Raw genomic sequence first — 26,724 nt, 5'->3', positions numbered from 1 at the left:
CCCACGCCCAAGTCGACCGAGCCCAATGCAAAGCCGGTCGAGCCTGCGTCGGCCAAGCCCGCGCCCGCGAAGAAACCGGCAGCGGCAAAAGCCGCCCCCACGGCCACGAAAAACGAACCCAAGGCCAAGGCGACTCCAGCCGCAAAACCGACCGCAACCCAGGCCCCCACGCCCAAGTCGACCGAGCCCAATGCAAAGCCGGTCGAGCCTGCGTCGGCCAAGCCCGCACCCGCGCAGACAAAGTCCGCGCACAAGCCACAAGAGCCGAAGGCGACCGCCCCGACCAAGCCCGCGCCAAGCCCGACAGTGCCCAAGGCGGAGCAGACCACACCCGCCGCCGCCAAGCGTTCGCGCGCGCCCTCCAACCCGCCTGCCATGCCGCAGCGAGACAAGAAAACGAAGTCGGAATAAAGACTTGAAGGCCGGGATGCAGTCCACGCAACCCGGCCATTCCGAATTGGGGCTCGCGACGCGGAGAGCGATGACCTAAGTGGGCGTCAGGGAGGAAACGCATCACAAATGTGAGGTTTCCAGATGACGAACATTGCAACCAATATCTCTGTCTCGCCGCTTCGGGGCGCATGGGGTCGCTTCGTGGCCGGGTTCGAGCGGGGCTGTGAGCGGATGGCGCGCACGCGGTCGCGGCGTGGGCAGATCGAGGCACTCGAGGCCAAGTCCGACCAGGAACTTGCCCGCCTCGGCATCCCGCGCGACCAGATCGCCTATCACGTGTTCAAGGACCTGTTCTACACCTGATCCGCGCCGCGCGCGCATGGGGGCCCGCCGGAAAGCATCCGCCGGGCCCCTTTGCGTGCGTGCTGCATTGCAGCAACACCTCGTGCCGACCTCGCCGCGCACCCGCGCATCGCGCGTCACGATGCGTTATGATGTGCCCGGGGAGGGGACCCGTTCGACCTGCGAAAGGGGACCCGATGACCGAAACCGACCTGACCGTTCGATTCCTTCCCGCCGCGTGGCGGCGCGATCTCGATCTCTTCATGGCCGAGCACGCGCCGGGGATGAATGCCTACATGCTCACCCGGGCACGGCTGTCCAGCGTGGCGCGCATGCACGCTTTGAGCGACGCGGAACTGGCCGCCATGGGCCTCGCGCGGCGTGACATCCCGGCCTTCGTCATGGAGGACATCCTGCCGGGCTGAGCCCGACACGCATGGCGCTTGACACCGTCGCAAGGCGCGGCCAACGCTGCGCGCCATGTTTGACGTGCGACCCGTGGGATATCTCGTCGGGCTCATGGTGATGGCCATGGGCGCGACCATGCTGTTGCCGTTGCTCGTCGATCTCGCCGAGGGGCGGGAGCACTGGACCGTATTCGCCGAGAGCCTGATCGTCACATGCCTCGCAGGCGGGCTCGTTGCCCTGTCATGCCGCAACGCGATGGGCCACGGGCTGAGCATCCAGCAGGCGTTCCTGCTGACCACCACGGTGTGGGTGGTGCTGCCGCTCTTCGGGGCTCTGCCCTTTGTGCTGGGCGAGACCGGGCTCGGTTTCGTCGATGCGTTCTTCGAATCGATGTCGGGGATGACGACAACTGGCACCACCGTGATCGCGGGGCTCGACGACCTGCCCAAGGGGCTGCTGCTGTGGCGCGGCATCCTCCAATGGCTGGGCGGGCTCGGCATCGTCATCGTGGCGCTGGTGTTCCTGCCCGAGATGCGGGTGGGGGGGATGCAGTTCTTTCGCTCCGAGGGGTTCGACACCTTCGGCAAGGCGCTGCCGCGTACCATCGACATCTCCAAGGGCGTGCTCAACGTCTACCTGCTGCTGACGCTGGCCTGCATCCTTGTCTACTTCGTGCTGGGGATGGGCGCGTTCGACGCGACGGTACACGCCTTCACAACCGTCGCCACCGGCGGGTTCTCGACGCGCGACGTGTCCTTCGCCGCCTTCGATGCGCCGGTCCAATATGCCTGCATCCTGTTCATGATCCTCTCCACGCTGCCCTTCGTGCGGCTGATGCAGGGGGTGCAGGGGCAGTTGCGCCCGCTCTGGCACGACAGCCAGGTGCGCACCTACCTGCGCTGGATCGGCTATGCGGCGCTGCTTGTGGTCGGCTACGAGATCGCAGTGACCGGCCATATCGACGAGGAGGGGCTGCGCGCACGGCTCTTCAACACGGTGTCGCTGTTCTCCGGCACCGGCTACGGTGATGGCGACGTTACCGCCTGGGGCAGCTTTCCCTTCGTGATCCTGATCGCGGTCGGGGCGATCGGCGGGTGCACCGGGTCCACCGGATGTTCGATCAAGATCTTCCGCTACCAGCTCATGCTGCGCGCACTGGGACAGCAGGCGCGGCGTATCTTTCATCCCTCCTCGGTCATGGTGTTGCGCCATGAGGGACGGCGGGTCGAGGACGAGGTGCTGCAATCGGTGATGCTGCTCTTCACCGTCTACATCCTGTCGCTCGGGGTGTTTTCCGTGGCGCTGGAACTGACCGGGCTGACGCTGATCGAATCTGTCACGGGCGCGTGGACCGCGATCTTCAATATCGGTCCCGCGTTTGGCCCGAGCGTGGGCGCAACCGGCTCGGTGCAGGGCTTCCCCGAGACGGCCAAGGCGCTGATGATCGTCGCCATGCTCATGGGACGGTTGGAAGTCCTCGCCGTACTGGTGCTGCTCCTGCCGCGGTTCTGGCGGCCCTGAGGGCGCGCCGCCGCGTCCTGCTGGTCAGTAGACGTCGCGCCCGCCGCGCGTGGCGATATAGGTCGGGCATTCGGGGCGCGCGGTGTTGATGATGAGATACCACACCACCTCGCCGGGGCGGCCCGTGCGGGAATATTCGCAGCCCGAAGGGTGGGTCCACCACTGGCCGGGATGGCTCTCGGGCGGCATGATCCGGCTGCTGCCGCCCATGATCGCGGTGGTGTAGCCGCCCATGTCCTGTGCGTATTGGCCCTGCTGCGCGGTAGCGGCGGGCACCGCGAGGCCGAAAAGGGCGAGCGCGGCAAAGAAATGTCTTGCGGTCATGATGCTGTCTCCGGTTGTGCGTGACAGCATCATCACGCCCCGCCGCCCCGGCCCCCACCGGCCCGGTCGGTGGCGAAATCGTGGCGTTTGCAGAGAATTATTCCCAACACCCCACGAGCACGGTCATCGCCTCGGCCCGGTCGGTCAGCGCCTCGCCCGAGAGGTCGGCTTCTGCCATGGTGGCGGCGCGCGGCGTGACGCCACCGGCATCCAGAACTGTGCGCAGCGCGCCGTTTGTGGCGGCAAAGCTCACCCCCTCGGGCAGGCTGCGCCCGTCGGTCTCGTAGGGCACCAGCATGCCTAGCACGGCTCCGCTGCCATCGAGCACGGGGCCGCCCGCATCGCCAGTCCGCGCGCTGAGCGCCAGCCGCTTGAGATGCGTCTCGCCGTCGAGCCCCTCGAGCGCCGCCAACTGGCCGAAGGTGACGGTGGGCGCGCCCAGCAGCCCCTCGTAGGAATAGCCCGCCACTGCCACCCGCGACAGCACCGCCGGAAGATCGTCGCGGAACCGGGCGACCTGCGCGGGCGCAAGCTGGTCGCGCGGGCGTAGCACCGCCACCCCGAGCGCTTCGTCCAGATGTGCAATATCGGCCTCCGCCGTCTCGTTGATGGTGATCCGCTCGCAACTCCGTACCGCCTCGGCGGCGGTCAGGACCGCGCCGCGCGCGTCGACGAAAAAGCCCGTGCGCACGCGGTCTGGCCGGCGCACGTCGAGGCCTGCGACGAGGTCAACGCGCTGCCCTGTCGCGGGGGCGGCGATGGCGTCAAGCGTGCCGGGCACGGGGGTGAAACTGTCCTCCATCTCCTCGAGCAGCCGGGTGAGGCGGGCCTCGTCGCCCGCGGGCCAGACAAGGGTGAACCCCTTGATCTCGCGCCCCCGCAGCCAGACGCGGGTATGCGAGACCGTGTCGCGCCCTTCGCCGGTGAGGGTGAATCCGTCCGATTCGAGCGCGCGCGGCCCGGTTTCGGGCACGATTTCGAGGCTCTGCATGATGTCGTAGAGCGCGGTCATGGTCGTGCGGTCGCCCGGCTGACTGATGAGCAAAACCTGCGCCGGAAAGCTGCCGCTGGGCTGGTAATGGGCAAAGGGGGCCTCGTGGCGGTCGAATTCAACCATCCCGAGCGGCAGGTCGATCTCGATGCCCGCGCGGGTATCGCGCACGGTTTCCAGTCCGAGATCCTCGAGCACCGCGTTGTATTGACCCAGCAGCGCGGCGCGCTGGCGCGTGGTCAGCACGCCGGTCGGCTCGAAACCGTTCTGTTGCTGCCAGCGGGTCATCGCCCCGCGGGTGCCGCGCCCGAACGCCGCATCGATCGCGCCGTCATAGACCCCGGCCCATTGTAGCGCGACCTGCAATTCCTCACGTTCCTCGCGGCTCAGCCGGGCCTCCCCGGCGCGGGCCTCGCGCAGGGTTTCCCCCGGTTCGGGCTGCGGGGCGGGATCGGGGACGGTCACGAGCGGATCCTCCTCGGGCGCGGGCGCGGGCGCGCTCGCGTCGCCTGCGGGCCAGAAACGGCGACCGAAGTCGGACGATTGCGCGATATAGCTGTCGCGCGCGATCACCCCCTCGCGGCGATAGACCTGGAGCACGCGCTCGGCCTCCTCCTCCCTGTAAGGGCCGAGAGCGATCGCATACCAGCCCCGCCCCAGGGCAAATCCGTTCACGTCCGGCAGGTCGCGCGCGTAGACGCGTGCCCGCGCGCGCGCTTCCGTGAGGGTTGGCTGCGCCTCGATCTGCACCCAGACCTGTCGGGCAGCGGCGCCCGTATCCTGCGCCGCTGCCGCGAGAGGAAAGATGAAAACCATGTAACAAAGGGCCGTGACCAAACGCATTCCTGTGCATCCCGTATCTGGTTTGCGCCCTGCTCGGCGCCTCTGACCGGTTCTACCAAACTACGCGGGCATTGCATCTCCTTTCTGCCACCGACGCCACGCCGACGCGACCCCGAAGCCCGATTGACCATGCCCCGCGCCCGGCCTAGGTAGGGCGGGCAATTTCGGGGGCCTTTCGCATGACCGACAGCACTGTGAGACCGCGCAGCTTTCAGGAGATCATTCTCCGGCTTCAGGCCTATTGGGCGGGCCAGGGCTGCGCGATCCTGCAACCCTATGACATGGAGGTGGGCGCGGGCACCTTTCACCCCGCCACCACCCTGCGCTCGCTCGGCTCGCAGCCCTGGGCCGCGGCCTATGTCCAGCCCTCGCGCCGGCCCACCGACGGGCGCTATGGCGAGAACCCGAACCGCCTGCAGCACTATTACCAGTACCAGGTGCTGATCAAACCCTCGCCGCCCGATCTGCAGGATCTCTATCTCGGCTCGCTCGCCGCCATCGGCATCGACGCGGCCCTGCACGACATCCGCTTCGTCGAGGATGACTGGGAAAGCCCCACGCTCGGCGCATGGGGTCTCGGCTGGGAGGTCTGGTGCGACGGGATGGAGGTCAGCCAGTTCACCTATTTCCAGCAGGTCGGCGGGCATGACTGTCACCCGGTCAGCGGGGAATTGACCTACGGGCTGGAGCGGCTGGCGATGTATGTGCTGGGCGTGGACCATGTGATGGACATGCCCTTCAACGACCCCGGCGCGCCCATCCCGCTCAGCTATGGCGACGTGTTCCGCCAGACCGAGGAGGAATACTCGCGCTTCAATTTCGACGTGGCCGACACGACCGTGCTGCTCCGGCATTTCGAAGAGGCCGAGGCCGAATGCGCCGCCATCCTCGGCCAGGAAGAGACCGACCCCAAGACCGCCAAGCGCATCGTCATGGCGCATCCCGCCTATGACCAGTGCATCAAGGCCAGCCACATCTTCAACCTGCTCGACGCGCGCGGCGTCATTTCCGTGACCGAGCGGCAGGCCTATATCGGTCGCGTGCGCGCGCTGGCACGGGCCTGCGCCGACGCCTTCGTCCGAACCGGGGCCGGGGGGCAGGCGGCCTGATGGGCAGGGTTCTCAGCATCGGGATTCTCGTCGCCGCCCTGATTGCCGGGGTGGCAATGTATTACCTGCAGGTCTACCACTTCTACGAAGAGGTTCGCCCCGTCTCGGAGGGCGGCACCGTGGACATGCGGATCACCCTCGCCGATGGCGGCACGCGCGCCCTGCCGGTGCGCGATTTCGCGGGCATCGACGCCGACAGCTCGCCGATTCGCTTCCGTGCCTGTTTCGACACCGACTTGCCGCAGGATGTGGCGCTCGCCACCTACGAGTCCGCCGAGCCGCTCAATGCGCCCGGCTGGTTCGACTGTTTCGATGCCGAGGCCATCGGTGCCGCGCTGCAAGAGGGGCGCGCCCGCGCGTATCTCGGCCAGAAGAACATCACCTATGGCATCGACCGGGTGCTGGCTGTCACCGGCGAGGGCCGCGCCTTTGCCTGGCACCAGATCAACCGCTGCGGCGAAGTGGTCTTTGACGGCCAGCCCGCCCCCGACGACTGCCCCGAACCGCCGCAAGGATACTGAGCCCCATGCCTGATCTCCTGATCGAACTGTTCTCCGAGGAAATCCCCGCGCGCATGCAGGGAAAGGCCGCGGATGATCTCAAGCGGCTGATGACCGACGCGCTGGTCGATGCGGGGCTCACCTATGCGGGCGCGGCGGCGTTCTCCACCCCCCGGCGGCTGACGCTCGCGGTGCACGGGCTGCTTGCGACAAGCCCCACCACGCGCGAAGAGCGCAAGGGCCCGCGGGTGGACGCCCCGGACAAGGCCATCGAAGGGTTCCTGCGCGGCGCGGGCGTCAGCCGCGACGCCCTCGAGATTCGCGATGAAAAGAAGGGCCAGGTCTATTTCGCCACCATCACCCGGCCCGGTCGCCCGGCCGCCGACATCGTGGCCGAAGAGCTGGAGAAGGTCATCCGCAATTTCCCCTGGCCCAAGTCGATGCGCTGGGGTGCGGGCAGTTTGCGCTGGGTGCGGCCGCTGCATTCCATCCTGTGCATCCTCACGGACGACGGTGGCGAGGCGCAGGTGGTGGAGATGGAGCTCGACGGTATCCGCGCGGGCGATGTCACGCGCGGCCACAGATTCATGGCGCCAGAGCCGTTTTCTGTCACGTCCTTCGAGGATTACGAGGCAAAGCTAAAGCGCGCAAACGTGGTACTCGACGCAGCCGAACGGCGGGCAATGATCTGGCAGGAGGCCACCAACCAGGCCTTTGCCTCGGGGCTCGAGGTGGTCGAGGATCGCGGGCTTCTGGCCGAGGTGGCAGGGCTGGTGGAATGGCCCGTGGTGCTGATGGGCCGGATCGACGAGGATTTCCTCGGCCTGCCGCCGGAAGTGTTGCAGACCTCGATGAAGGAGCACCAGAAATTCTTCTCGGTGAGGAACCCGAAATCGGGCCGGATCGAGCGCTTCGTCACCGTCGCCAATGTCGAGACGGCGGATCATGGCGCGACCATCCTGGCGGGCAATCAGAAGGTGCTTGCGGCGCGGCTGTCGGACGCGAAATTCTTCTGGGAGAATGACCTGCGCATTGTGCGCGAGCGGGGCCTTGAGGGCATGGCCGAGGGGCTGCGCGACGTCACCTTCCACAACAAGCTGGGATCGCAGGCGGATCGCGTGAAACGCATCGCGGCGCTGGCGCGCGAGATTGCACCGCTGGTGGGGGCGGATGCCAGCTTGGCAGAACAGGCGGCACAGGTCGCCAAGGCCGACCTCGAGTCGGAAATGGTTGGTGAATTCCCCGAATTGCAGGGGCTTATGGGGCGCTATTACGCCAAGGCCGCGGGGCTCGCGCCAGAGGTCGCGGCGGCCTGCGAGGAGCATTACAAGCCGCTCGGGCCGGGCGACGCGGTGCCCGCAGCCCCCGTCTCGGTTGCGGTCGCCTTGGCCGACAAGATCGACATGCTGACCGGTTTCTGGGCCATCGACGAGAAACCCACCGGCTCCAAGGATCCCTACGCCCTGCGCCGCGCGGCACTCGGTGTGATCCGTATGGTGATGGAAGGCGACCTTCGCCTGCCACTCGACCGCTTTATCGACGCGCAGCTTCTGCGCCAGAAGATCAAACTCAATCGAGACGAGGCCAGTGATGACGAGATCGACACGCTGGAGGAAATACTTGACGAGATCGCCCATCACGGCGTGTTCGGTGCCGCCTTCGAGGCGGTTCTTGACCGGTTGCACGGCCGGGACCGGACGCCGGAAACCGGCAATGGCAGCCTGATACACGAGGTGGGCGCGGCTATGCCAGACCTCAGCGACGACCTCCTCGCCTTCCTCCACGACCGCCTCAAGGTCCACCTGCGCGACGAGGGCCTCCGCCATGACGTGATCGACGCCTGTCTGGCCATGCCGAACAACGACGATCTCACCCTGCTCGTCCACCGCGCCCGCGCGCTCGGGGATTTCCTGAAAACCGACGATGGCGAGAACCTGTTGCAGGGCTTCAAGCGGGCCAACAACATTCTCACGCAGGCCGAAGAAAAGGACGGGGTGGAATATTCCTTCGGCGCGGATGATAAATTCGCCGAGACCGAGGAGGAAAAGGCGCTCTTTATCACCCTCTTTGAAGCAGATGTGAAGATCGCCGAGGCGCTCAAGACCGAGGACTTTGCCGGTGCCATGTCCGCGATGGCCGCCCTGCGCGCCCCCATCGACGCGTTTTTCGACGCGGTGCAGGTGAATGTCGAGAATGCGGTCATCCGTCGCAACCGGCTCAACCTGCTGAGCCGAATCCGCCATATCTGCCTTCAGGCCGCCGATCTGACCCGCGTCGAGGGGTAGGGACAGCCGCCTCTCACCCGTCACACGCCTGTGATCCTTTCCCTTGCCATGTTCACATCGCGGCGTATGGTGCGGGCAAAGCAGAGGTGCCGCAGTGCAGCAAGACGACCCCGATATCACCCTCATCACGGCCTCGGCGCCCATGCAAGCGGACACCCATGGCGGCCGCGCGAAATGCCTGCAACGGCTGGTGCGGCTCGACCTGCCGGTACCGCGCACCATCGCGCTATCGTTTGACGCCGTTCACCGCATCGCGGCGGGCGAGATGCCCGACATGGCCGCGCTGCTCGCGCCATTCGGCGCGACGCCGCTCCTGTGTGTGCGCCCCTCGTCCGAGGACCCCGACTGGGGCGGGCCGAACGCGGTGCTCAACATCGGGATGAACGACGCGCGCTACCTGGATCTGTCCGAGCAGATCGGCAAACAGGCGGCCTCGGATATCTACCTGCGTTTCGTGCAATCCTATGCCATCCACGTGGCCCGGCTCGATCCGGACGTGTTCGAAGAGGTCGCACCCGACCCGGTGCAAGGGCTGGGAGAGGCGCTGCGCGCCTACGAGGACGAGACCGACGAGGCCTTCCCGCAGGATCCGGCCGTGCAACTCGGGCAGGTGCTGCGCTCGATGGCGCGCGCCTGGGAGGGGACGACGGCGCGCCTCCTGCGGCAGGCCAAGGGCGCGCCCAAAGATGCCGGGCTGGGCCTCGTGGTGCAGCAACTGGCGCTGGGGATCGGCCCGGGCGAGAGCGGTTCGGGCGTGATGCAGCTCGTCGACAGCCGCACCGGCGCGCAGCAGATCACCGGGCGTTACCTCAGCCAGAGCCAGGGGCGCGACGCGCTGCGCGGCGGAGAGGACTCGATCTTTCTCACCCGCGACCCGCGTGGCCCCTCGCTCGAAGAGCTGGCCCCTGACGCGTTCGCCGAGATCCGCGCGCATACACGGCTCATGCGCGAGAAGCTGCGCGAAGAGATGCAGACCGAGTTCACCATCGAGGACGGCAAGGTCTGGATCCTCGATGGCATCCGCGTGGCGCGCAACGCCCGCGCGGCGGTGGCCATCGCGGTGGCGCTGGCCGAGGACGGGATCATCCCCCGCGAGGAGGCGCTGATGCGGGTCGAGCCGCGTGCGCTCAACGAGCTTCTGCACCGGCAGGTGGACCCCGAGGCGCCGCGCGACATCCTCGCCCACGGCATCGCCGCGAGCCCCGGTGCCGCCTCGGGCAAGGTGGTGTTCACGGCCGCCGAGGCGCAGGCGGCGGCGGCGCGGGGTGAACCTTGCGTTCTTGTGCGGCGCGAGACCAGCCCCGAGGATATCCGCGGGATGCACGCCGCCAGCGCCATCCTCACCGAGCGCGGCGGCATCACCAGCCACGCCGCGGTGATCGGGCGCGGCATCGGCCTGCCTTGCGTCGTGGGGGCGTCGGATATCCGCTTCCAGACCCGGCGCAAGATGCTGACCATGCCCGGCGGGCAGGTGATCCGCGCAGGCGAGACGATCACCGTCGATGGCACCAACGGCGAGGTGCTGGCGGGCGAGGCGCCGCTGCTCGAGGCCGCGCGCGACGCCGCCTTTCAAACGCTCATGTCCTGGGCCGACGAGACCCGCGACATCGCCGTGCGCGCCAATGCCGACACCCCCGCCGATGCCGAGCTCGCGCGCAATTTCAACGCGCGCGGCATCGGCCTGTGCCGGACCGAGCACATGTTCTTCGAGGCCGACCGCCTCACCGTCATGCGCGAGATGATCTTCGCCGACACGAGCGAGGACCGGGCCGCCGTGCTCGAACGGCTCCTGCCCATGCAACGCGCCGATTTCGCCGAGCTGTTCCGCATCATGCAGGGACAGCCCGTCTGCATCCGCCTCTTTGACCCGCCGCTGCACGAATTCTTGCCCGCCGACCGCGCGGGCCACCTGCAACTGGCCGAGGCACTGGACATGCCGGTTTCTGACGTCACCCGCCGGGTCGAGGCCCTGGGCGAATACAACCCCATGCTGGGCATGCGCGGCGTGCGGCTGGGCATCACCGTGCCGGAAATCTACGACATGCAGGCGCGCGCCATCTTCGAGGCGACGCTCGAGGCGAGCCGCGAGGGCGAGGCGCCGGTGGTGCCCGAGATCATGATCCCGCTGGTCAGCGCGCGCCGCGAGGTGGAGATCGTCAAGACGCGCATCGACGCGGTGGCGGCGGCGGTGCGCAACGAGCGGCAGCGCGATTTCGCCTACCGGCTGGGCGTGATGGTGGAAACTCCGCGCGCAGCGCTGCGCGCCGGCGAGATCGCGCCCCTGGTGTCGTTCCTCAGCTTCGGCACCAATGACCTGACGCAGATGACCTATGGCCTGTCGCGCGACGATGCCGGCCGGTTCATGTCGGCCTATGTGCAGCAGGGCGTCTTTCCGGAAGACCCGTTCCACGTGCTCGACACCGACGGTGTGGGCGAGCTTCTGCGGATCGGGGCCGAGCGCGGGCGCGCGGCCAACCCCGACATTGTGCTGTCGATCTGCGGCGAGCATGGCGGCAACCCCGAATCGATCTCGTTCTGCCGCGATGCGGGCTTTACCTACGTCTCGTGCTCGCCCTTCCGGGTGCCGGTGGCGCGACTCGCTGCCGCACAGCTCTCGGTGCGTGACAGGATCGGCACGCCTGAGGCCGTCCTCGCGCAAGATCATTCGCGTTCTGCGGGCTGAGACGCGTCGGATTGCGCGTCGGCAAGAACTCGCCGATGGGGGCGGGTGGACGCGAGGCGCGCTTTCGGCTAATGGCCCGCGATGATCGTGCCGGTGCGACGCGCCGGAAAACGAAGGAGATCACCTATGAAACGGACGCTTTTGATCGCGGCGCTTGTCTCCGCCCTGGGCGGGGCGGTGGCGGCCGATACCCCGCTCACGCAACTCATGGCCCAGGAAATCAGCGCCCTGCGCGCGATCCCGGGCGACCGGCTGGCCGGCTACGTTGCCCGCCCCGAGACCGGGGTCGAGTATTCGCGCGGCTGGCTTGCGGGGCAGCGGGTGCGCGGCGCGGACCAGCAGACCGAATGCCTCGCCGAGGCGCTCTATTTCGAGGCCCGCGGCGAGAGCGTGCGCGGACAGTTCGCGGTGGCCGAGGTCATCATGAACCGCGTCGACAACCCCGAGTTTCCCGACACGGTCTGCGGCGTGATCCACCAGGGCACCGGGAAAAAATACCAGTGCCAGTTCACCTATACCTGCGACGGCAACCCCGAGCACATCGCCAACCAGTCCATCTACGGGCAGGTGTCCAAGGTGGCGCGGCTGATGGTCGAGGGGGCACCGCGGCAACTGACCGACGGGGCGACCTACTACCACACCCGCGCCGTCAAGCCGCGCTGGGCACGCAAGTTCGCGCGCACCGCCTCCATCGGCGTGCATCATTTCTACCGCAAGCCGACGCGCCTCTCGAGCAACTGAGCGCGGCGCGCAATTCCCTCGCCACGCGCCGGAATCGCGGTTGACTTGGTCGCGCGCCCCGGTAAAAGGCGGGGTTCATGGGATATTCGCGGGTGCCCATGCGCATCCGCCGCAGGAGACGAGACATGGCAAAGCCGACCACCATCAAGATCCGCCTCAACTCGACCGCGGGCACCGGGCATTTCTACGTGACCAAGAAGAACGCGCGCACCATGACCGACAAGATGTCCGTGCGCAAATACGACCCGGTCGCGCGCAAGCACGTCGAGTACAAGGAAGGCAAGATCAAGTAACGATCGCCCGCCCGTTCGACACGGCAAGAGCCGCGCCCCCGGGCGCGGCTTTCTCTTTGCGCGTCACTCCGTCCCGGTGCTGTGCTTCTTCTTGGCAAAAATACCCGAATCCCACGGCGCAGGCACGAAAAAGGGCCGGTCGCTGTGACCGGCCCTGATGTCTTCCAGAGGCTTGCGCGCTATTCCTGCTGGCCCATGAACATCAGTAGGAACTGGAACATGTTGAGGAAGCTGATGTAGAGGAGGAGCGCGCCGTCATAGGCGGCCTTGTCCAGCCATTCCTGGTCGCCCTGCGCGGCGTGGGCCACGTAGGTGTTCTTGATCTCCTGCGTATAGAACGCCGTCAGCCCCGCAAAGATCAGCACGCCGATGGCAGAGATGGCGAACATCATCGCCGGGCTTTGCAGGAAGATGTTGACGATCATCGCCACGATCAGCCCGATCACCCCCATGATGAGGAAGCTGCCCCAGCCCGAGATGTCCTTCTTGGTGGTGTAGCCCCAGAGCGACAGCCCCGCGAAGGCGATCGCCGTCACCACGAAGGTCTGCGCGATCGAGAAGCTGGTGAAAACCAGGAAGATCGAGCTGAGCGAGAGGCCGATCAGCGCCGCGAAGGCGAAAAAGCCGAGCTGCACGCCCGCTGCGGGTGCCTTGCGCAGCAACGCGCCCCAGCCGAGGAAGATGAACGCCAGGGGCGCCAGCATTACCACCCATCGCAGCGGCGACAGGTAGATCGCCGAACCGAAGCCCGTGAGCATCTCGCCGTTGGGCAGTTGCGCGGCCGCGGCCGAGGGATCGGTGGTCACGGCGAGCCCCGAGATGGCCCATGCCGCCAGCGCAGTGATGAGCATCCCCACGGACATGGTGCCGTAGACCTTGTTCATGTGCGCGCGCAGTCCGGCGTCGATCTCGCTGGCGCGTGCGCCCGCTGCCGTCCGGATCGTGTCGTGTTGAGCCATTGATACCTCCAGTTACGTGGCAGCCCCAGGACGGGGCTTTGCCAGTAATATCGGAGGGGACGGGGGGCTTTTCAAGCTTTTCCGACCGTTTCGGATATGTTTTTCGTGCCGGTCCGGTGCGCCTGCCCGCGCGTCACGCGCAGGGGGTTCCAGACAGGTCCCAGAACGGGCGCGCGGCCTCGTGCTGCGCGTCATGACGGCTCAGGCCGAGATCGGCGAGGATGGCATCGTCGAGTTGCGCCAGTTCCCGGCGCTGACGGGCGACTTCGTGCATCCGCCGCAGGGGCAGGCGGCGCGGGCGGGGCAGGGCGAAGGCTGCGATGCGGATGGACATGGGTTGCTCCTTTCGGGTCTGTGATGAATTTCACGATTTACATTTCATGTCTTGATCATATGGCGGAAGTCGCTGCATAATGAAAATGAATGTTCGTATGCCAATACATCACGGGAGCTGATCCATGAGGAATCTCGACATCACCACCCTGCGCGCGCTCGTGGCGGTCGCGGACCACGGCGGGGTCACGCGGGCAGCGGCGATCCTGCACCTTACGCAATCGGCCGTATCGATGCAGATCAAGCGGCTGGAAGAGATGCTCGACCTCGCGCTCTTCGACCGTGGCAACCGGCGCGTGTCGCTCACCGGCCCGGGCGAGCAGCTCGTGAGCTACGCCCGGCGCATCCTCGCGCTCAACGACGAGGCGGTCGCGCGACTGACCGAGGATCGCTACGAGGGCGAGCTGCGCCTCGGGGTGCCGCATGACATCGTCTACCCGGTGGTGCCGCGCGTGCTCAAACAGTTCAACGCCGCCTATCCGCGGATCAACGTGCACCTGCGTTCGTCGAGCACGATGAAACTGCACGAGGAATTCCAGCGTGGCGAGGTGGACGTGATCCTGACCACCGAGGAATCGCCCAAGCCCGGCGGCGAGACCCTGACCGAGATGGCCCTGCGCTGGACCGGGGCGCGCGGCGGCGTGGCGTGGAAGCGGCGCCCGCTGCGGCTCGCCTTCTGCTCCAACTGCATCTTCCGGCCCATCGTGCTGCGCCGGCTCGAGGAGGCGGGGATCGACTGGGAGATGGCGGTGCTGTCCGAAGACGACCGCGCGGTCGAGGCGCTGGTCAGCGCCGATCTCGCCGTCGGCGCGCTGCTAGAGGACAGCATCCCGCCGCACCAGGAGGCGATCGAGCCGGGCACGGCGCTGCCCGATCTCGGCGTGCAGAAGATCAACCTCTACGCCCGCCCCGGCGGCGACGCGCTGCTTGATCCGCTGTCGGACATGCTGCGGCAGGGCTTCGTCGCACAGCCCGCGCCGGTCAGTCTGCGGATGGCGTGACCACCACCTTGCCGGTGGATGTGCGGCTGCGCAGCAGATCCAGCGCCTCGGCGGCGCGGTCGAGCGGCAGGACGTGGCTCACATGCGGGCGGATACGCCCCGCCTCGTACCAGCCGAACAGCGTCGCGAGGCTCTCGGTCACCACCTCGGGCCGGAACTTCAGGTATCCGCCCCAGTAGAGGCCCATCACGCTCAGGTTCTTGACCAGCAGGTGATTGGCGGGGATCTGCGGCACCTCGCCGCTGGCAAAGCCGATGGCGAGGATGCGCGCCTCGGGGCGGCAGGCACGCATTGCCGCCTTGAACTGGTCGCCGCCCACCGGGTCATAGACCACGTCCACACCTCCCACGCCACGGCACGCCTCGCGGATGTCGTCGGTGGCGGCGTCGATCAGGTGATCGGCGCCAGCCTGCCGCGCCACCTCCAGCTTTTCCGCCCCGCGCGCGCAGGCGATCACCCGCGCGCCCATCAGCTTGCCGATCTCCACCGCCGTCAGCCCCACACCGCCCGCCGCGCCCAGCACCAGGAGCGTCTCGCCGGGTTGCAGCCGCGCCTTGTGATCGAGCGCGACGTGGCTCGTGCCATAGGCGATCTGGAACGCGGCGGCGTCGGTGAAACTCATCGCATCGGGCAGCGGCACGGCGCGCGCCGCCGGGAAACAGCCTTGCTCGGCCAGCCCGCCCTGTCCGCCGAACACGGCGACGCGGGTGCCGGGGGCCGGGCCGTCGGTGTCGGGGCCGCGCGCGGTCACCGTGCCCGCCACCTCCATCCCGAGGGTAAAGGGCGGCTCGGGCGTGTCCTGATAGCGTCCCTCGATCATCAGAAGATCGGCGAAGTTGAGCCCGCAGGCGGCGATGCGCAGGCTGATCTCACCGGCCTTTGGTGCCGGCGCGGGGACATTGTCGAGCGCGGGCGGCGCGCCGGCGGCGGTCAATCGGTAGGCACGCATTTGTCGGTCTCCGGTCACAACTGCGCCCCTTGGCGTAAGCGCCGGGTGCGGGTATGTCCATCCGATTCGCCGGGCCGCCCCTGCGGACTCAAGGGTTGCGCGCCAGCCCGCGCCGCAACCTATCCGAAAGGACAGTGGCCCGGGTGCGAGCCCGCTTCCGGCCGGGTGCGACCACACGTATTTCGAATTCCGTTGCAACCACGTGGCGAAATTTCTTGAATTTCAACGTGGTTTCTCTATGAATTCAGGTACGCTGCCGGGTTGCGTGGCGTTGGGTAACGAAATTGGGTCGTGTTGGACAGAATTCGGTCCGGACCGCACAACGATTGAAAGAGGATAAAGCCATGCCGCATCCCGTCGATATTCACGTGGGCAAACAAATCCGTCATCGCCGGTGGCTGACCGGGATGACCCAGCAGCAACTGGCCGAGGCTGTCGGCATAAAATTCCAACAGATCCAGAAATACGAGACCGGTGCCAACCGCGTGAGCGCGTCGCGGCTTTGGGACATCGCCGAGGCGCTCGAGGTCGATGTCGCCTTCTTCTTCGATGGGCTGACCAGGGACGAACACGAGGGCGGCACGGCGCTTCCGGCTGATATCATCGCCGACAAGGAGGCGCTCGACCTCGTGCGCTCCTACTACGCGATCCCCGAGACCCAGCGCAAACGCCTGTTCGATCTTGCCCGCGTCCTGAGCGAGGTGGCTTGAGCCCCGCGTGATCGCGGGGTATCGCTCCGGCAGGACCGGGGCGAGGATGCGGCAATGAACGAAATCGAGATACGCGAGATCGCGCACAGTCTCGCCGATGCGGCGCGCGCGGCCATCCTGCCGCATTTCCGGCATATCGCTCTCAGCGCTGACAACAAACACGATACCGGCGGCTTCGACCCCGTGACCGAGGCCGACCGTGCCGCGGAACGCGCCATGCGCGCGCTTCTGGCAGAGCGTCGCCCGCGCGACGGCATCCTCGGCGAAGAATATGGTGCCACCGAAGGTGAAAGCGGCCTGACATGGGTGCTCGACCCGGTGGACGGCACCCGCGCCTTTCTCTCGGGCACGCCCACATGGGGGGTGCTGATCGCCCTCGCCGACGCTTCGGGGCCGGTCTACGGCCTCATCGACCAGCCCTATATCGGCGAGCGGTTCGAGGGCGGCTTCGGCACCGCGCAAATGACCGGACCGCAAGGCGCGCGCCCCTTGCGCGCGCGCGGCGACCGCCCCCTTTCCGAGGCGATCCTGTTCACCACCTTTCCCGAGGTCGGCACCCTCGCCGAGGGCACCGGCTTTGCCGATCTGGCGCGCCAGGTGCGGCTCACGCGCTATGGGTTGGACTGCTACGCCTACGCGCTCGTTGCGGCGGGGCAGATCGACCTCGTGGTCGAGGCGGGGCTCGCCCCTTACGACATCCACGCGCCCATCGCGGTGATCGAGGCGGCAGGCGGCATCGTCACCGACTGGCAGGGTGGCCCGGCCCATGCGGGCGGGCGCGTGATCGCGGCTGCGGGGCGCACGCAGCACGCGGCGGCGCTCGATATCCTGTCGCGCGTCGCCTGAGCTCAGCCGAAGAGTCGCGGCTTCAGCCTGAGACTCGTCTCGCCCACCTCGGCGCTGATCTCGCGTGTGGTCACCAGCGCGGCGTTGTCGCGCGCGAAACCGGGGCCAAAGGCCGCGTCGAAGGCCTCGCTCGCGTCGGAGAGATGGCGGGTCTGGTCGGTCATGGCGGTCTGCTTGCCGGGTTTTGCCGCCACATGGGGCAGGCGGGCCGGCTGTCCCGGCGCCGCGTGGTGCAATCGGGCTGCAACGCGATTGTTTTCACGTCCGTCAATCGCTAATCACGGGGTGCCGGAGCGGCGCAGAGGGAGGGCGGAATGGCCGAGACAGACAACGAACCGCTGCCCGGGGCCGAGACCGGCGAGGACGAGGGTCACCCGCTGAGCGAGGCGCGCATCGCGCGCATCATGGAGGCGCTCGACGCCGGTGACCGCACCCGGCTCTGGGCCGAGATGGAGCCACTCCACGCCGCCGACATCGCCGACCTGCTCGAACAGATCAGCGGCGGCGACCGGCGGCGGCTTATCGCGCTCTACGGGCAGGAATTCGACGGCGACATCCTGTCGGAACTCGACGAATCGATCCGCGAGGAGGTGATCGGTCTCCTGCACCCCGAGGTGCTGGCCGAGGCGGTGCGCGACCTGGAATCCGACGACGTGGTCGATCTCGTCGAGGATCTCGAGGACGACCAGCAGGAGGCGATCCTCGACATCCTCGAGGCGTCCGACCGGCTCGCGGTGCAGCAATCGCTCACCTACCCGGAATACTCCGCCGGCCGCCTCATGCAGCGCGAGGTGGTCATCGCCCCCGAGCACTGGCGCGTGGGCGACGTGATCGACTTCATGCGCAGCGCCGAGGATCTGCCCGAACAGTTCTATCACATCATCCTCGTCGATCCGCGCCTGCACCCGGTGGGCAACGTCATGCTGGGCCGGATCATGGCCGCGCGGCGCGCCACGCCGCTGCGCGACCTGTTGGAGGAGACCTTCCACACCTTCGCCGTGACCGAGGAAGAGGCCGACGTGGCCTATGCCTTCAACCAGTATCACCTGATCTCCGCGCCCGTCGTGGACGAGGAGGGGCGTCTTGTGGGTGTCATCACCATCGACGACGCGATGATCGTGCTCGACGAGGAGCACGAAGAGGACATCCTGCGCCTCGCTGGCGTGGGCGAGGAGGGCGGCTTTTCCGGCCGCCTGACCGAGACCATCCGCGACCGGGCGCTGTGGCTTTTCGTCAACCTGCTCACCGCGATCCTCGCCTCGGTGGTGATCCAGCAATTCGCCGAGACGATCAACCAGATGGTGGCGCTGGCTGTTCTGATGCCCATCGTCGCCTCGATGGGCGGCAACGCGGGCACCCAGACGATGACGGTGGCGGTGCGCGCCCTGGCCACCCGCGACCTGACGCCACGCAACGCGCTGCGCATGGTGCTGCGCGAACTGGTCGTGGGCGGTGCCAATGGCTTGTTTTTCGGCGTATTGATGGCCGGTGTGGTGGGCCTGTGGTTCGGCGTGCCGCTGCTGGCCGCCGTGATCGCGGTGGCGATGCTGCTGACGCTGGTGGCCGCCGCGCTGGGGGGCATCGCCATCCCGATGACACTCGAGCGGTTCGGCATCGACCCGGCGCTCGCCTCGGGGCCGTTCGTGACCACGATCACCGACGTGGTGGGCTTCTTCGCCTTCCTCGGGCTCGCCTCGCTGGTGCTGCTGTGAGCGGGCTGGCAGAGCGCAAGGCCGAGGCGCGCAAGGCCGCCTTCGCCCGCCGCAAGGCGGCGCACGCGGCGGGGCACCCGGCCCCGGCGGCGCATCTGTCGGCGGTTCTGGCGGGTCATCGCGGCGTGCCGCTGGCCGGATATATGCCGATCCGCACCGAGATCGACCCGCTGCCCGCGATGGCCGAGGCGGCAGCACACGGCCCCGTCGCCGTGCCGGTGATCGCGGGCGCGGGCCTGCCGCTCGATTTTTCGCTGTGGGAGCCGGGCTGCGCGCTGCGCGAGGGGCCGTTCGGCGCGATGGTGCCCCAAGAGGACCGCTTCATCGAGCCGGAGATCGTTATCGTTCCGCTGGTGGCCTTTGACCGCAAGGGCGGGCGGCTGGGCTATGGCGGCGGTTTCTACGACCGCACGCTGGAGCGGCTGCGCGCCCGCCGCCCGACGCTGGCCATCGGCTTTGCCTGGGCCGCGCAGGAGGCGGAGGGGCTGCCGCTCGAGCCCACCGACCAACCGCTCGACATGATCGTGACCGAGGACGGGGTGATCGCGTTCTGAGCGGATGAGGACAGTCTGGAACGGAGGGGAACGCAGCCATGGCCGAGCACGATTATACCGCCCGCGTCGTCTGGACCGGCAACCGGGGCGACGGGACGCGCCATTACCGGGGCTACGACCGGACATGGAATGTCGAGACCGCGGGCAAGCCGGTCATCCATTGCTCCAACGACCCATTGCTGGGTGGCGACCCGACCCTGCACAACCCCGAGGACATGCTGATCGCCGCGCTGTCGGCCTGTCACATGCTGTGGTTCCTCCACCTCGCGAGCGACGCCGGGATCACCGTCACCGCCTATGCCGACGAGCCCGTGGCCGTGGGCGAGACCGACGCGGCAGGCGCAAGCCGCTTCCTGCGCGCCACGCTGCGGCCCCGGATCACGGTGGCGCGCGGCACCGATCTGCAACGGGCGGATGCGCTGCACGCCCGCGTGCACGATTTTTGCTTCATCGCCCGGTCGGTGAATTTCCCGGTCGAGTACCGCGCGCGCTATCGCGTCGGGGATTGAGTATTCGCGGCAAGATGAAGGGCGGACGGCCATTCACCCGCTTGCCCTCGCACGCGCCTGCGCCTAACAGGGGCGCATGAAGATACTCTTTCTCGGCGATGTAATGGGGCGCGCAGGGCGCGCGGCGGTGGCAGAGCGGCTGTCCGGCCTGCGCGACACCTGGGCGCTCGATTTCGTGGTCGTTAACGGCGAGAACGCCTCGGGCGGGATGGGGCTCACGGCGGCGCATGCCAAGGGGCTGCTGGAGGCGGGGGCCGACGTGGTGACGCTGGGCGACCACGCCTTCGACCAGAAGGACATGCTCCAGGAGGTCGAGCGCAACGAGCGGGTGCTGCGCCCGCTCAACTATGCCAAGGCCGCGCCGGGGCGCGGCGCGCGCGTGTTCTCCGACCGGCGCGGGCGTCGCGTGCTGGTGGCGCAGGTGCTGGGCAACGTGTTCATGCGCCGCGCCTTCGACGATCCGTTCTCGGCCATCGACGCGACGTTGCGCAGCCATCCGTTGGGCGGCGCGGTGCAGGCGACAGTGGTCGATGTGCATTGCGAGGCGACCAGCGAAAAGATGGCGATGGGCCATTTCTGCGACGGGCGCGCGAGCCTCGTGGTAGGCACCCATACCCATATCCCCACGGCGGATGCGCAGATCCTGCCCGGCGGCACCGCGTTCCAGGGCGATGCGGGCATGTGCGGCGATTACCATTCGGTGATCGGCATGGACAAGACCGAGCCGATGCGCCGCTTCGTCACCGGCATGGGCCGCGAACGGTTCACCCCGGCGATGGGGGCGGTGACGCTGTCGGGGGTCTATCTCGAGACCGACGATGCCACCGGCCGCGCCACCCGCATCGAGATGGTGCGGCAGGGCGGGCGCCTGCCGCAGGCAGGGCCCTGAGATAGCCGACCGCCCGTGCCGACCCGCCCGGCACAGTGAGTTTGGGGCGTTGCCCCGCGCGCCGACAGCGGATAAAAGACCTCAGATTTCCAGCATCCGACAAGAGGACCTCATGGCCGGCCATTCCAAGTGGGCGAATATCCAGCATCGCAAGGGGCGGCAGGACGCCGTCCGGGCAAAGCTCTTTTCCAAGTTTTCCAAGGAAATTACCGTCGCCGCCAAGATGGGCGACCCGGACCCGGAAAAGAACCCGCGTCTGCGCCTGGCCATCAAGGAGGCCAAGGCGCAGTCGATGCCCAAGGACAATATCGAGCGCGCCATCAAGAAGGCGAGCGGCGGCGACGCCGAGGATTACGAGGAAATCCGCTACGAGGGCTATGGCCCCGGCGGCGTGGCGGTGATCGTCGAGGCGATGACCGACAACCGCAACCGCACCGCGTCCAGCGTGCGCTCGACGTTTTCAAAGAACGGCGGCAACCTGGGCGAGACCGGCAGCGTCGGCTTCATGTTCGAACGCAAGGGCGAAGTGATCTACCCGGCCGATGCCGGTGACGCCGACACGGTGATGATGGCCGCCATCGAGGCGGGTGCCGAGGATGTCGAGAGCTCCGAGGATGGCCACGTGATCTGGTGCGCCGACACGGATCTCAATGACGTCTCGACCGCGCTCGAGGCCGATCTCGGCGAGAGCGAATCGACCCGCCTGGTGTGGAAACCCACCACCACGACCGAGATGGACCTCGAGACCATGCAAAAGCTGATGAAGCTGATCGAGGCGCTGGAGGATGACGACGACGTGCAGCGCGTCACCACCAATTTCGAGGCCTCCGACGAGGTGATGGCGCAGCTCTGACCATCCGTGCTGCGGGGCCTGTCCGGCTCGTTCCGCAGGCAAGAAGGGGCAGAACATGCAGGCAGCGGTGGCAGGCTTCGCGCTGGGGTTCTCCTTGATCCTCGCGATCGGGGCACAGAACGCCTTCGTGCTGCGGCAGGGCTTGCGGCGCGAGCATGTGCTCGCCGTGGTGCTGGTCTGCGCGCTGTCGGACGCGGTGCTGGTGGCCGCCGGGGTCGCGGGCTTCGGCGCGCTGGCCGAGGCGGTGCCGGGGCTGGAGCGGGTTATGCGCTATGGCGGCGCGGCCTTCCTGCTGGTTTACGGCGCGCGCGCCTTCTTTGCCGCGTGGCGCGGCGGCGAGGTGCTCGAGGCGGGCCCGGGCGCGGGCAGCCGCGCACGCGCGGTGCTCACCTGTCTCGCGCTCACCTGGCTCAACCCCCATGTCTATCTCGATACAGTCGTGCTCCTGGGCTCGGTCTCGGCGCAATACGAGAACCGGCTGGGATTCGGCGCAGGCGCCGTCGGTGCGAGCTTCGTGTTCTTCTTCGGCTTGGGCTTTGGCGCGCGCCTGCTCGCCCCGTTCTTTCGCCGCCCCATGAGCTGGCGGGTGCTCGACGCACTGGTGGGGGCGGTGATGTGGACGATCGCGGCGGGGCTGCTGCTGGGCTGAGGGTTGCACAGGCGTTGTGCGGCGGCGGGGCTCAGCATGTCGGCGCGATCGTGCTAGCCTTGTCCCGTTCAGCAAGGAGGACACGCGATGAGCTGGAACCCCGGGCTCGAGCCAAAATGCCCCGCGGCGGACGAGATGGACGCCATCGAGACGGTGATCGTGCCGCGCGCCCGCGATATCGGCGGCTTCGCGGTGCGCCGCGCGCTGCCCGCGCCGCGGCGGCAGATGGTCGGCCCTTTCATCTTCTTCGACCAGATGGGCCCGGCAGAGTTCCTGACCGGGCAGGGCATCGACGTGCGCCCGCATCCCCATATCGGCCTCGGCACGGTGACCTACCTGTTCGAGGGCGAGTTTCAGCATCGCGACAGCCTCGGCACCGACCAGATGATCCACCCCGGCGCGGTCAACTGGATGGTGGCGGGCCGCGGCGTCACCCATTCCGAGCGCACCAGCGCGGCCACCCGCCGGGGCGAGAGCCGCCTCTTCGGCATCCAGACATGGGTGGCGCTACCCGAGCGCGAGGAAGAGCGCGCCGCCAGTTTCGAGCATCACGGGGCGGACGTGCTGCCGGTGCTGGACGATTCAGGCGCACAGATCCGCCTCATCATGGGGCGGGGCTGGGGCGCGCGCGCGCCGGTGCACACCTTCTCCGAGATGGTCTATGCCGATGCGCGGCTTGATCCGGGGGCGGCGCTGCCGCTGCCCGACGATCACGAGGATCGCGGCATCTACGTGGTCGCGGGCACGGTCGAGATCGCCGGGCAGGTGTTCGAGGCCGGGCGGATGATGGTGTTTCGCCCCGGCGACCGGATGTCCCTGCGCGCGGGCGAGGGCGGCGCGCGGCTCATCGTGCTGGGCGGCGAGACGCTGGCGGGACCGCGCTATATCTGGTGGAATTTCGTGGCCTCGTCCCGCGAACGGATCGAGGCGGCCAAGGCGGATTGGGCTGGGGGCGACCGCGCGCGCTTTCGCCTGCCGCCGGGTGACGCGGACGAGTATATTCCGTTGCCCTGAGCCATGCATTCGCGCAAGACCGGCCTTGCGCCCCATGCATGGCAAACCGCGCCCCGCGCGCTCGACAGTTCGTGCAAGGCGTGAGTTAATGCCATCCATGAGCGCGAATGTGGGTATTTCGGCGGAGGACGCCGCGCGCCCCGGCTGGGGCATATTCTGGATGGTGGTGACGGGGCTCCTCTTCGTGGGGGTCACGGCGCTCGTAAAGGTGCTGGGCACGCGGGTGCCCGCGCCGCAGGCGGCATTCCTGCGCTACGCGATGGGACTGGTCTTTCTCCTGCCGATGCTCGCCACGCTGCGCGATCTGCGTCTCGACCGGGGCACATGGGGCCTCATCGGCGCGCGCGGGGCGTTCCACACGGCAGGGGTGGCGCTGTGGTTCTACGCGATGGCACGCATCCCGATCGCCGATGTCACCGCGATGAATTACCTCTCGCCCATCTACGTCACGCTGGGCGCCGCGCTCTTTCTGGGCGAGCGGCTGGCGCTGCGGCGGGTGATGGCAGTGGTGGTGGCGCTCTGCGGGGCACTGATCATCCTGCGCCCCGGCTTTCGCGAGGTCGGAGCGGGGCATCTGGCGATGCTGTTCACCGCGGTGTTCTTCGGCGGCTCCTACCTGCTGGCCAAGATGATCTCTGGCCGGGTGAGCGCGGGAGTGGTCGTCTCGATGCTGTCGATCTTCGTCACGCTGGGTCTCGCGCCGCTCGCCTGGGCGGTCTGGGTGCCGCCCACCATGTGGGAGCTGGCCGTGCTCTTTTGCGTGGCCTGCCTCGCCACCGGGGGGCACTACACCATGACGCTCGCGTTCCGTGCCGCGCCGCTGACGGTGACGCAGCCGGTGACCTTCCTGCAACTGGTCTGGGCGGTGATCCTCGGCGCGGTGGTGTTCGGCGAGGGGGTGGACCCGTTCGTGGTGCTCGGCGGCACGGTGATCGTCGCCTCCGTCAGCTTCATCTCGTGGCGCGAGGCGATGCTCAAGCGCCGCGTGACGCCGCCGGTGTCGGCAACAAAAGTCTGAGCGCCGTCCCTTGGTGAGGACCGGCCAAAAGGGCTGTGGGTCGCGACGGCTTGTGGTCTGAACCCGCCACTCGCCACCCACCCCGCGCGGGACAAGGCGTGCTTGCACGCCGCCGCGCGAGCGCCCGACCGCCCGGACGGGCGGGCGCTTCTGCAACGCTTCAAGTAGCGGAAATATAAGAGGTATCTTGCACCATAAATCGCAGAGCGTAGCCGGGTTTGCGCCCACCCGGCGGTCGGGCGCTGCGCGGCTCATCGCCAAATGCCCAACGACCGCTTCACTCCAAATCCCCGCCGTCAGCCCGCTACCTCCTCACGCCCGTCCCGATCCTGTCGAGCTCGGCCTCGATCGCGGCATCGGGCGTCTCGCCGCCCGCGGCGACCCGCGCCTTGATCGCGTCGAACCGGGCGCGCAGCGCCGTCTTCTCGGCACCCTGGCAATCGTTCCACGGCCGACCCTGAAGCCCCATCACCATGGCATAATACGCGATGAAATGCGGTCGCGCCCCGCTGCGCAACAGCGCCTCATAGCCCGCGTCCGCCCCCATCTCGCGCAGCATCCCGGCGCTGGTGATCCCGGCGCGGGCATAGGCGGCATCGGACGCGGGGCCGAGATTGCGGATCGACGAGACGGGATCGGGCATGGCTCAGGTAAAGGCGAAGGTATCGGCGTGGGCGCGATCCCAGTACTTGGTAAAAGCCGGGTGGCTCACCTCGCCCGACAGCAACTCTCCCGGCTCCAGCCACAGGTACTGGCTGGCGGCCGAGCGCACCTCGCGGCTGCTGACGCGGATCATCAGGTGATGCGGGGTGAAATCCAGCGGAGAGATCAGCCCCGAGGATTCCACCGCCTCCTTGAGCGCCACCATCGTGTTGCGGTGGAAATTGGCGACGCGCTGATACTTGTCCGCCACCACCAGCGCGCGATACCGCCCCGGATCCTGCGTGGTCACACCGGTTGGGCACTTGCCCGAATGGCACACCTGCGCCTGGATGCACCCCACCGCGAACATGAAGCCGCGCGCGATATTGCAGCCATCCGCGCCGAGCGCGAACATCCGGCACATGTCGAACGCGCTGATCAGTTTGCCTGACACGATGAGCCGGATGCGATCGCGCAGCCCCATGCCGACAAGCGTGTTATGCACCAGCATCAGCCCCTCGCGAATGGGCGCGCCCTTGTGGTCGGCGAATTCCGCAGGCGCCGCGCCGGTGCCGCCCTCGGCCCCGTCGATGGTGATGAAATCCGGCGTGATGCCGGTCTCGTGAAACGCCTTGGCCATGGCAAAGAATTCCCACGGATGCCCGACGCAGAGCTTGATGCCAACGGGCTTGCCGCCCGACAGATCGCGCAGCTTTGCTATGAAGGCGCACAGGTCCTTGGGCGAGGTAAACTCCGAATGGCCCGGCGGGCTGATGCAATCCTCGCCCACCCGCACGCCTCGCGCCTCGGCGATGGCCTCGCTTACCTTGGCCCCGGGTAGGATGCCGCCATGCCCCGGCTTGGCGCCCTGGCTGAGCTTTATCTCGATCATCTTGACCTGGTCGTCGGCGGCGGTTTCGGCGAAACGGTCAGGATCGAACGCGCCCTCGGGCGTGCGGCAGCCGAAATAGCCCGAGCCCACCTGCCAGATCAGATCACCGCCATGCTTGCGGTGAAACCGCGAGATCGAGCCCTCGCCGGTGGTGTGGGCGAATCCGCCGATCCGTGCCCCCCAATTGAGCGACTCGATGGCATTGGGCGACAGCGCCCCGTAGGACATGCCCGAGATGTTGAGCGGCGAGGCGTCGTAAGGTTTCGTGCAGTCCGGCCCGCCGATGCTGTGGCGGAAATCATGGCTGTCGAGATGCGTCGGCGCCATCGAATGGTTGATCCATTCATGCCCGATTTCGTTCACGTTGCGCAGCGTGCCGAACGGGCGCAGTCCCTCAATCCCCTTGGCGCGGCGATAGACCAGCGCGCGCTGCTCGCGTGAATAGGGGGTCTCTTCGTGGTCGCTTTCCAAAAAATACTGCCGGATCTCGGGGCGGAAATGCTCGAAGATAAAGCGCAACCGCGCCGAGACGGGATAGTTCTTGAGCACCGCGCTCCGGGTCTGGAAAAAATCGTAGAGCCCGATCAGTGCGACGATCCCCGCGATCCCCGCAAGCAACCCGCCCCAGAACGGCAGCGCGGTCGCGAGCCCGATCCCCGCCGGTATCAGGACAAGACTGATGATGAGCGGAATGTAACGCAAGTAACCCCTCCCAAGGTTCTGGCCGATCCGAATACTGTTGCAGATTGCCGCTCGGGAAG

Annotated in this window: 29 protein-coding genes; 20 read left to right on the top strand and 9 right to left on the bottom strand. The window is 67.6% G+C overall.

Annotated features, from left to right (window positions below; translation table 11 throughout):
* A partial coding sequence (locus tag CRJ03_RS20095; RefSeq protein WP_206018319.1) for a hypothetical protein occupies positions 1-377 on the bottom strand: 377 nt, incomplete at its 3' end.
* A gap of 157 nt (positions 378-534) precedes the next feature.
* On the opposite strand from CRJ03_RS20095, the gene CRJ03_RS06365 reads away from it, so the two are divergent.
* The 3 genes from CRJ03_RS06365 to CRJ03_RS06355 all read left to right on the top strand — a co-directional run bounded on the left by CRJ03_RS06365 (position 535) and on the right by CRJ03_RS06355 (position 2,664).
* On the top strand, positions 535-756 hold the full coding sequence (locus CRJ03_RS06365) for a hypothetical protein (protein WP_104018067.1): 222 nt from the start codon (positions 535-537) through the stop codon (positions 754-756).
* Between the two features lie 176 nt (positions 757-932).
* On the top strand, positions 933-1,160 hold the full coding sequence (locus CRJ03_RS06360; protein WP_104018066.1) for a hypothetical protein: 228 nt from the start codon (positions 933-935) through the stop codon (positions 1,158-1,160).
* Between the two features lie 55 nt (positions 1,161-1,215).
* Positions 1,216-2,664: a TrkH family potassium uptake protein gene (locus tag CRJ03_RS06355; protein ID WP_104018065.1), complete on the top strand. Its 1,449-nt coding sequence runs from the start codon at positions 1,216-1,218 to the stop codon at positions 2,662-2,664.
* A gap of 24 nt (positions 2,665-2,688) precedes the next feature.
* Here CRJ03_RS06355 and CRJ03_RS20260 read toward each other — a convergent pair whose 3' ends face one another.
* Complete coding sequence (locus tag CRJ03_RS20260; protein ID WP_240611579.1) at positions 2,689-2,988, bottom strand: hypothetical protein; 300 nt, start codon at positions 2,986-2,988, stop codon at positions 2,689-2,691.
* 97 nt (positions 2,989-3,085) lie between these two features.
* A complete protein-coding gene (locus tag CRJ03_RS06345) occupies positions 3,086-4,795 on the bottom strand; it encodes a serine protease (RefSeq protein ID WP_104018064.1) in 1,710 nt (569 codons plus the stop codon).
* Between the two features lie 206 nt (positions 4,796-5,001).
* On the opposite strand from CRJ03_RS06345, the gene CRJ03_RS06340 reads away from it, so the two are divergent.
* The 6 genes from CRJ03_RS06340 to rpmG all read left to right on the top strand — a co-directional run bounded on the left by CRJ03_RS06340 (position 5,002) and on the right by rpmG (position 12,433).
* Positions 5,002-5,931, top strand: coding sequence for a glycine--tRNA ligase subunit alpha (locus CRJ03_RS06340; RefSeq protein ID WP_104018063.1), 930 nt, complete (start codon positions 5,002-5,004; stop codon positions 5,929-5,931).
* Positions 5,931-6,452 carry a DUF6446 family protein gene (locus CRJ03_RS06335; RefSeq protein WP_104018062.1) on the top strand — a complete coding sequence of 174 codons (522 nt, stop codon included), beginning with the start codon at positions 5,931-5,933 and terminating at the stop codon, positions 6,450-6,452. The genes CRJ03_RS06340 and CRJ03_RS06335 overlap by 1 nt, the downstream gene beginning before the upstream one ends.
* Before the next feature lie 5 nt (positions 6,453-6,457).
* Positions 6,458-8,716 carry a glycine--tRNA ligase subunit beta gene (glyS, locus tag CRJ03_RS06330; protein ID WP_104018061.1) on the top strand — a complete coding sequence of 753 codons (2,259 nt, stop codon included), beginning with the start codon at positions 6,458-6,460 and terminating at the stop codon, positions 8,714-8,716.
* 142 nt (positions 8,717-8,858) lie between these two features.
* Entirely contained in the window at positions 8,859-11,399 is a 2,541-nt protein-coding gene (locus CRJ03_RS06325; protein ID WP_240611581.1) for a putative PEP-binding protein, read from the top strand.
* Positions 11,400-11,525: 126 nt separating this feature from the next.
* The gene (locus CRJ03_RS06320; RefSeq protein WP_104018059.1) at positions 11,526-12,140 is read left to right on the top strand and encodes a cell wall hydrolase; all 615 of its coding nucleotides are present in this window, start codon (positions 11,526-11,528) and stop codon (positions 12,138-12,140) included.
* A gap of 125 nt (positions 12,141-12,265) precedes the next feature.
* Complete coding sequence (rpmG, locus tag CRJ03_RS06315; protein WP_104018058.1) at positions 12,266-12,433, top strand: 50S ribosomal protein L33; 168 nt, start codon at positions 12,266-12,268, stop codon at positions 12,431-12,433.
* Between the two features lie 179 nt (positions 12,434-12,612).
* Here the strand turns inward: rpmG and CRJ03_RS06310 are convergent, their stop codons facing one another.
* Both CRJ03_RS06310 and CRJ03_RS06305 read right to left on the bottom strand, forming a co-directional pair.
* On the bottom strand, positions 12,613-13,392 hold the full coding sequence (locus CRJ03_RS06310; protein WP_104018057.1) for a Bax inhibitor-1/YccA family protein: 780 nt from the start codon (positions 13,390-13,392) through the stop codon (positions 12,613-12,615).
* Positions 13,393-13,525: 133 nt separating this feature from the next.
* Positions 13,526-13,726, bottom strand: coding sequence for a DUF1127 domain-containing protein (locus CRJ03_RS06305; RefSeq protein WP_104018056.1), 201 nt, complete (start codon positions 13,724-13,726; stop codon positions 13,526-13,528).
* Between the two features lie 124 nt (positions 13,727-13,850).
* On the opposite strand from CRJ03_RS06305, the gene CRJ03_RS06300 reads away from it, so the two are divergent.
* Complete coding sequence (locus tag CRJ03_RS06300; protein ID WP_104018055.1) at positions 13,851-14,726, top strand: LysR family transcriptional regulator; 876 nt, start codon at positions 13,851-13,853, stop codon at positions 14,724-14,726.
* Here CRJ03_RS06300 and CRJ03_RS06295 read toward each other — a convergent pair.
* Complete coding sequence (locus tag CRJ03_RS06295; protein WP_104018054.1) at positions 14,707-15,675, bottom strand: NADPH:quinone oxidoreductase family protein; 969 nt, start codon at positions 15,673-15,675, stop codon at positions 14,707-14,709. The genes CRJ03_RS06300 and CRJ03_RS06295 overlap by 20 nt on opposite strands.
* A gap of 344 nt (positions 15,676-16,019) precedes the next feature.
* On the opposite strand from CRJ03_RS06295, the gene CRJ03_RS06290 reads away from it, so the two are divergent.
* Complete coding sequence (locus CRJ03_RS06290) at positions 16,020-16,385, top strand: helix-turn-helix domain-containing protein (RefSeq protein WP_104018053.1); 366 nt, start codon at positions 16,020-16,022, stop codon at positions 16,383-16,385.
* Between the two features lie 54 nt (positions 16,386-16,439).
* Positions 16,440-17,231, top strand: coding sequence for a histidinol-phosphatase (hisN, locus tag CRJ03_RS06285; protein WP_104018052.1), 792 nt, complete (start codon positions 16,440-16,442; stop codon positions 17,229-17,231).
* A 2-nt stretch (positions 17,232-17,233) separates the two neighbouring features.
* On the opposite strand, the gene CRJ03_RS19830 is transcribed toward hisN, so the two are convergent.
* A complete protein-coding gene (locus tag CRJ03_RS19830; RefSeq protein ID WP_165375263.1) occupies positions 17,234-17,395 on the bottom strand; it encodes a hypothetical protein in 162 nt (53 codons plus the stop codon).
* Between the two features lie 150 nt (positions 17,396-17,545).
* Here CRJ03_RS19830 and mgtE point away from each other — a divergent pair, with 150 nt between their 5' ends.
* The 8 genes from mgtE (at position 17,546) to CRJ03_RS06245 (ending at position 24,429) form a co-directional block, all read left to right on the top strand.
* Complete coding sequence (mgtE, locus tag CRJ03_RS06280) at positions 17,546-18,943, top strand: magnesium transporter (RefSeq protein ID WP_104018051.1); 1,398 nt, start codon at positions 17,546-17,548, stop codon at positions 18,941-18,943.
* Positions 18,940-19,497 (top strand): 5-formyltetrahydrofolate cyclo-ligase, encoded by a 558-nt coding sequence (locus CRJ03_RS06275; RefSeq protein WP_104018050.1) that lies wholly within the window; start codon positions 18,940-18,942, stop codon positions 19,495-19,497. Before mgtE ends, CRJ03_RS06275 begins: the two co-directional genes overlap by 4 nt.
* A 38-nt stretch (positions 19,498-19,535) precedes the next feature.
* Complete coding sequence (locus CRJ03_RS06270) at positions 19,536-20,006, top strand: OsmC family protein (protein ID WP_104018049.1); 471 nt, start codon at positions 19,536-19,538, stop codon at positions 20,004-20,006.
* 76 nt (positions 20,007-20,082) lie between these two features.
* On the top strand, positions 20,083-20,895 hold the full coding sequence (locus CRJ03_RS06265) for a TIGR00282 family metallophosphoesterase (protein ID WP_104018048.1): 813 nt from the start codon (positions 20,083-20,085) through the stop codon (positions 20,893-20,895).
* A gap of 112 nt (positions 20,896-21,007) precedes the next feature.
* Positions 21,008-21,748, top strand: a complete 741-nt coding sequence (locus tag CRJ03_RS06260; protein ID WP_104018047.1) for a YebC/PmpR family DNA-binding transcriptional regulator — start codon at positions 21,008-21,010, stop codon at positions 21,746-21,748.
* Positions 21,749-21,803: 55 nt separating this feature from the next.
* Positions 21,804-22,397 (top strand): LysE/ArgO family amino acid transporter, encoded by a 594-nt coding sequence (locus tag CRJ03_RS06255; protein ID WP_104018046.1) that lies wholly within the window; start codon positions 21,804-21,806, stop codon positions 22,395-22,397.
* A gap of 87 nt (positions 22,398-22,484) precedes the next feature.
* Positions 22,485-23,411: a pirin family protein gene (locus CRJ03_RS06250; protein ID WP_104018045.1), complete on the top strand. Its 927-nt coding sequence runs from the start codon at positions 22,485-22,487 to the stop codon at positions 23,409-23,411.
* A gap of 88 nt (positions 23,412-23,499) precedes the next feature.
* Complete coding sequence (locus tag CRJ03_RS06245) at positions 23,500-24,429, top strand: DMT family transporter (protein WP_439126621.1); 930 nt, start codon at positions 23,500-23,502, stop codon at positions 24,427-24,429.
* 304 nt (positions 24,430-24,733) lie between these two features.
* Here the strand turns inward: CRJ03_RS06245 and CRJ03_RS06240 are convergent, their stop codons facing one another.
* Complete coding sequence (locus tag CRJ03_RS06240; protein WP_104018043.1) at positions 24,734-25,072, bottom strand: TfoX/Sxy family DNA transformation protein; 339 nt, start codon at positions 25,070-25,072, stop codon at positions 24,734-24,736.
* Positions 25,073-25,075: 3 nt separating this feature from the next.
* Positions 25,076-26,665, bottom strand: coding sequence for an FMN-binding glutamate synthase family protein (locus CRJ03_RS06235; RefSeq protein WP_104018042.1), 1,590 nt, complete (start codon positions 26,663-26,665; stop codon positions 25,076-25,078).
* Positions 26,666-26,724: the final 59 nt, after the last annotated feature.

The sequence above is a fragment of the Roseovarius nitratireducens genome (genome assembly GCF_002925845.1).
In the GTDB taxonomy this organism is placed as follows: domain Bacteria; phylum Pseudomonadota; class Alphaproteobacteria; order Rhodobacterales; family Rhodobacteraceae; genus Roseovarius; species Roseovarius nitratireducens.
This window is presented reverse-complemented; position numbering and strand designations above follow the sequence as displayed.

What these genes read in the sequence shown, in the direction of transcription:
- CRJ03_RS06365 (WP_104018067.1), top strand. Translation starts at nt 535, where the DNA reads ATGACGAACATTGCAACCAATATCTCTGTCTCGCCGCTTCGGGGCGCA.
- CRJ03_RS06360 (WP_104018066.1), top strand. Translation starts at nt 933, where the DNA reads ATGACCGAAACCGACCTGACCGTTCGATTCCTTCCCGCCGCGTGGCGG.
- CRJ03_RS06355 (WP_104018065.1), top strand. Translation starts at nt 1,216, where the DNA reads ATGTTTGACGTGCGACCCGTGGGATATCTCGTCGGGCTCATGGTGATG.
- CRJ03_RS20260 (WP_240611579.1), bottom strand. Translation starts at nt 2,988, where the DNA reads ATGACCGCAAGACATTTCTTTGCCGCGCTCGCCCTTTTCGGCCTCGCG.
- CRJ03_RS06345 (WP_104018064.1), bottom strand. Translation starts at nt 4,795, where the DNA reads ATGGTTTTCATCTTTCCTCTCGCGGCAGCGGCGCAGGATACGGGCGCC.
- CRJ03_RS06340 (WP_104018063.1), top strand. Translation starts at nt 5,002, where the DNA reads ATGACCGACAGCACTGTGAGACCGCGCAGCTTTCAGGAGATCATTCTC.
- CRJ03_RS06335 (WP_104018062.1), top strand. Translation starts at nt 5,931, where the DNA reads ATGGGCAGGGTTCTCAGCATCGGGATTCTCGTCGCCGCCCTGATTGCC.
- glyS (WP_104018061.1), top strand. Translation starts at nt 6,458, where the DNA reads ATGCCTGATCTCCTGATCGAACTGTTCTCCGAGGAAATCCCCGCGCGC.
- CRJ03_RS06325 (WP_240611581.1), top strand. Translation starts at nt 8,859, where the DNA reads ATGCAAGCGGACACCCATGGCGGCCGCGCGAAATGCCTGCAACGGCTG.
- CRJ03_RS06320 (WP_104018059.1), top strand. Translation starts at nt 11,526, where the DNA reads ATGAAACGGACGCTTTTGATCGCGGCGCTTGTCTCCGCCCTGGGCGGG.
- rpmG (WP_104018058.1), top strand. Translation starts at nt 12,266, where the DNA reads ATGGCAAAGCCGACCACCATCAAGATCCGCCTCAACTCGACCGCGGGC.
- CRJ03_RS06310 (WP_104018057.1), bottom strand. Translation starts at nt 13,392, where the DNA reads ATGGCTCAACACGACACGATCCGGACGGCAGCGGGCGCACGCGCCAGC.
- CRJ03_RS06305 (WP_104018056.1), bottom strand. Translation starts at nt 13,726, where the DNA reads ATGTCCATCCGCATCGCAGCCTTCGCCCTGCCCCGCCCGCGCCGCCTG.
- CRJ03_RS06300 (WP_104018055.1), top strand. Translation starts at nt 13,851, where the DNA reads ATGAGGAATCTCGACATCACCACCCTGCGCGCGCTCGTGGCGGTCGCG.
- CRJ03_RS06295 (WP_104018054.1), bottom strand. Translation starts at nt 15,675, where the DNA reads ATGCGTGCCTACCGATTGACCGCCGCCGGCGCGCCGCCCGCGCTCGAC.
- CRJ03_RS06290 (WP_104018053.1), top strand. Translation starts at nt 16,020, where the DNA reads ATGCCGCATCCCGTCGATATTCACGTGGGCAAACAAATCCGTCATCGC.
- hisN (WP_104018052.1), top strand. Translation starts at nt 16,440, where the DNA reads ATGAACGAAATCGAGATACGCGAGATCGCGCACAGTCTCGCCGATGCG.
- CRJ03_RS19830 (WP_165375263.1), bottom strand. Translation starts at nt 17,395, where the DNA reads ATGACCGACCAGACCCGCCATCTCTCCGACGCGAGCGAGGCCTTCGAC.
- mgtE (WP_104018051.1), top strand. Translation starts at nt 17,546, where the DNA reads ATGGCCGAGACAGACAACGAACCGCTGCCCGGGGCCGAGACCGGCGAG.
- CRJ03_RS06270 (WP_104018049.1), top strand. Translation starts at nt 19,536, where the DNA reads ATGGCCGAGCACGATTATACCGCCCGCGTCGTCTGGACCGGCAACCGG.
- CRJ03_RS06265 (WP_104018048.1), top strand. Translation starts at nt 20,083, where the DNA reads ATGAAGATACTCTTTCTCGGCGATGTAATGGGGCGCGCAGGGCGCGCG.
- CRJ03_RS06260 (WP_104018047.1), top strand. Translation starts at nt 21,008, where the DNA reads ATGGCCGGCCATTCCAAGTGGGCGAATATCCAGCATCGCAAGGGGCGG.
- CRJ03_RS06255 (WP_104018046.1), top strand. Translation starts at nt 21,804, where the DNA reads ATGCAGGCAGCGGTGGCAGGCTTCGCGCTGGGGTTCTCCTTGATCCTC.
- CRJ03_RS06250 (WP_104018045.1), top strand. Translation starts at nt 22,485, where the DNA reads ATGAGCTGGAACCCCGGGCTCGAGCCAAAATGCCCCGCGGCGGACGAG.
- CRJ03_RS06245 (WP_439126621.1), top strand. Translation starts at nt 23,500, where the DNA reads ATGCCATCCATGAGCGCGAATGTGGGTATTTCGGCGGAGGACGCCGCG.
- CRJ03_RS06240 (WP_104018043.1), bottom strand. Translation starts at nt 25,072, where the DNA reads ATGCCCGATCCCGTCTCGTCGATCCGCAATCTCGGCCCCGCGTCCGAT.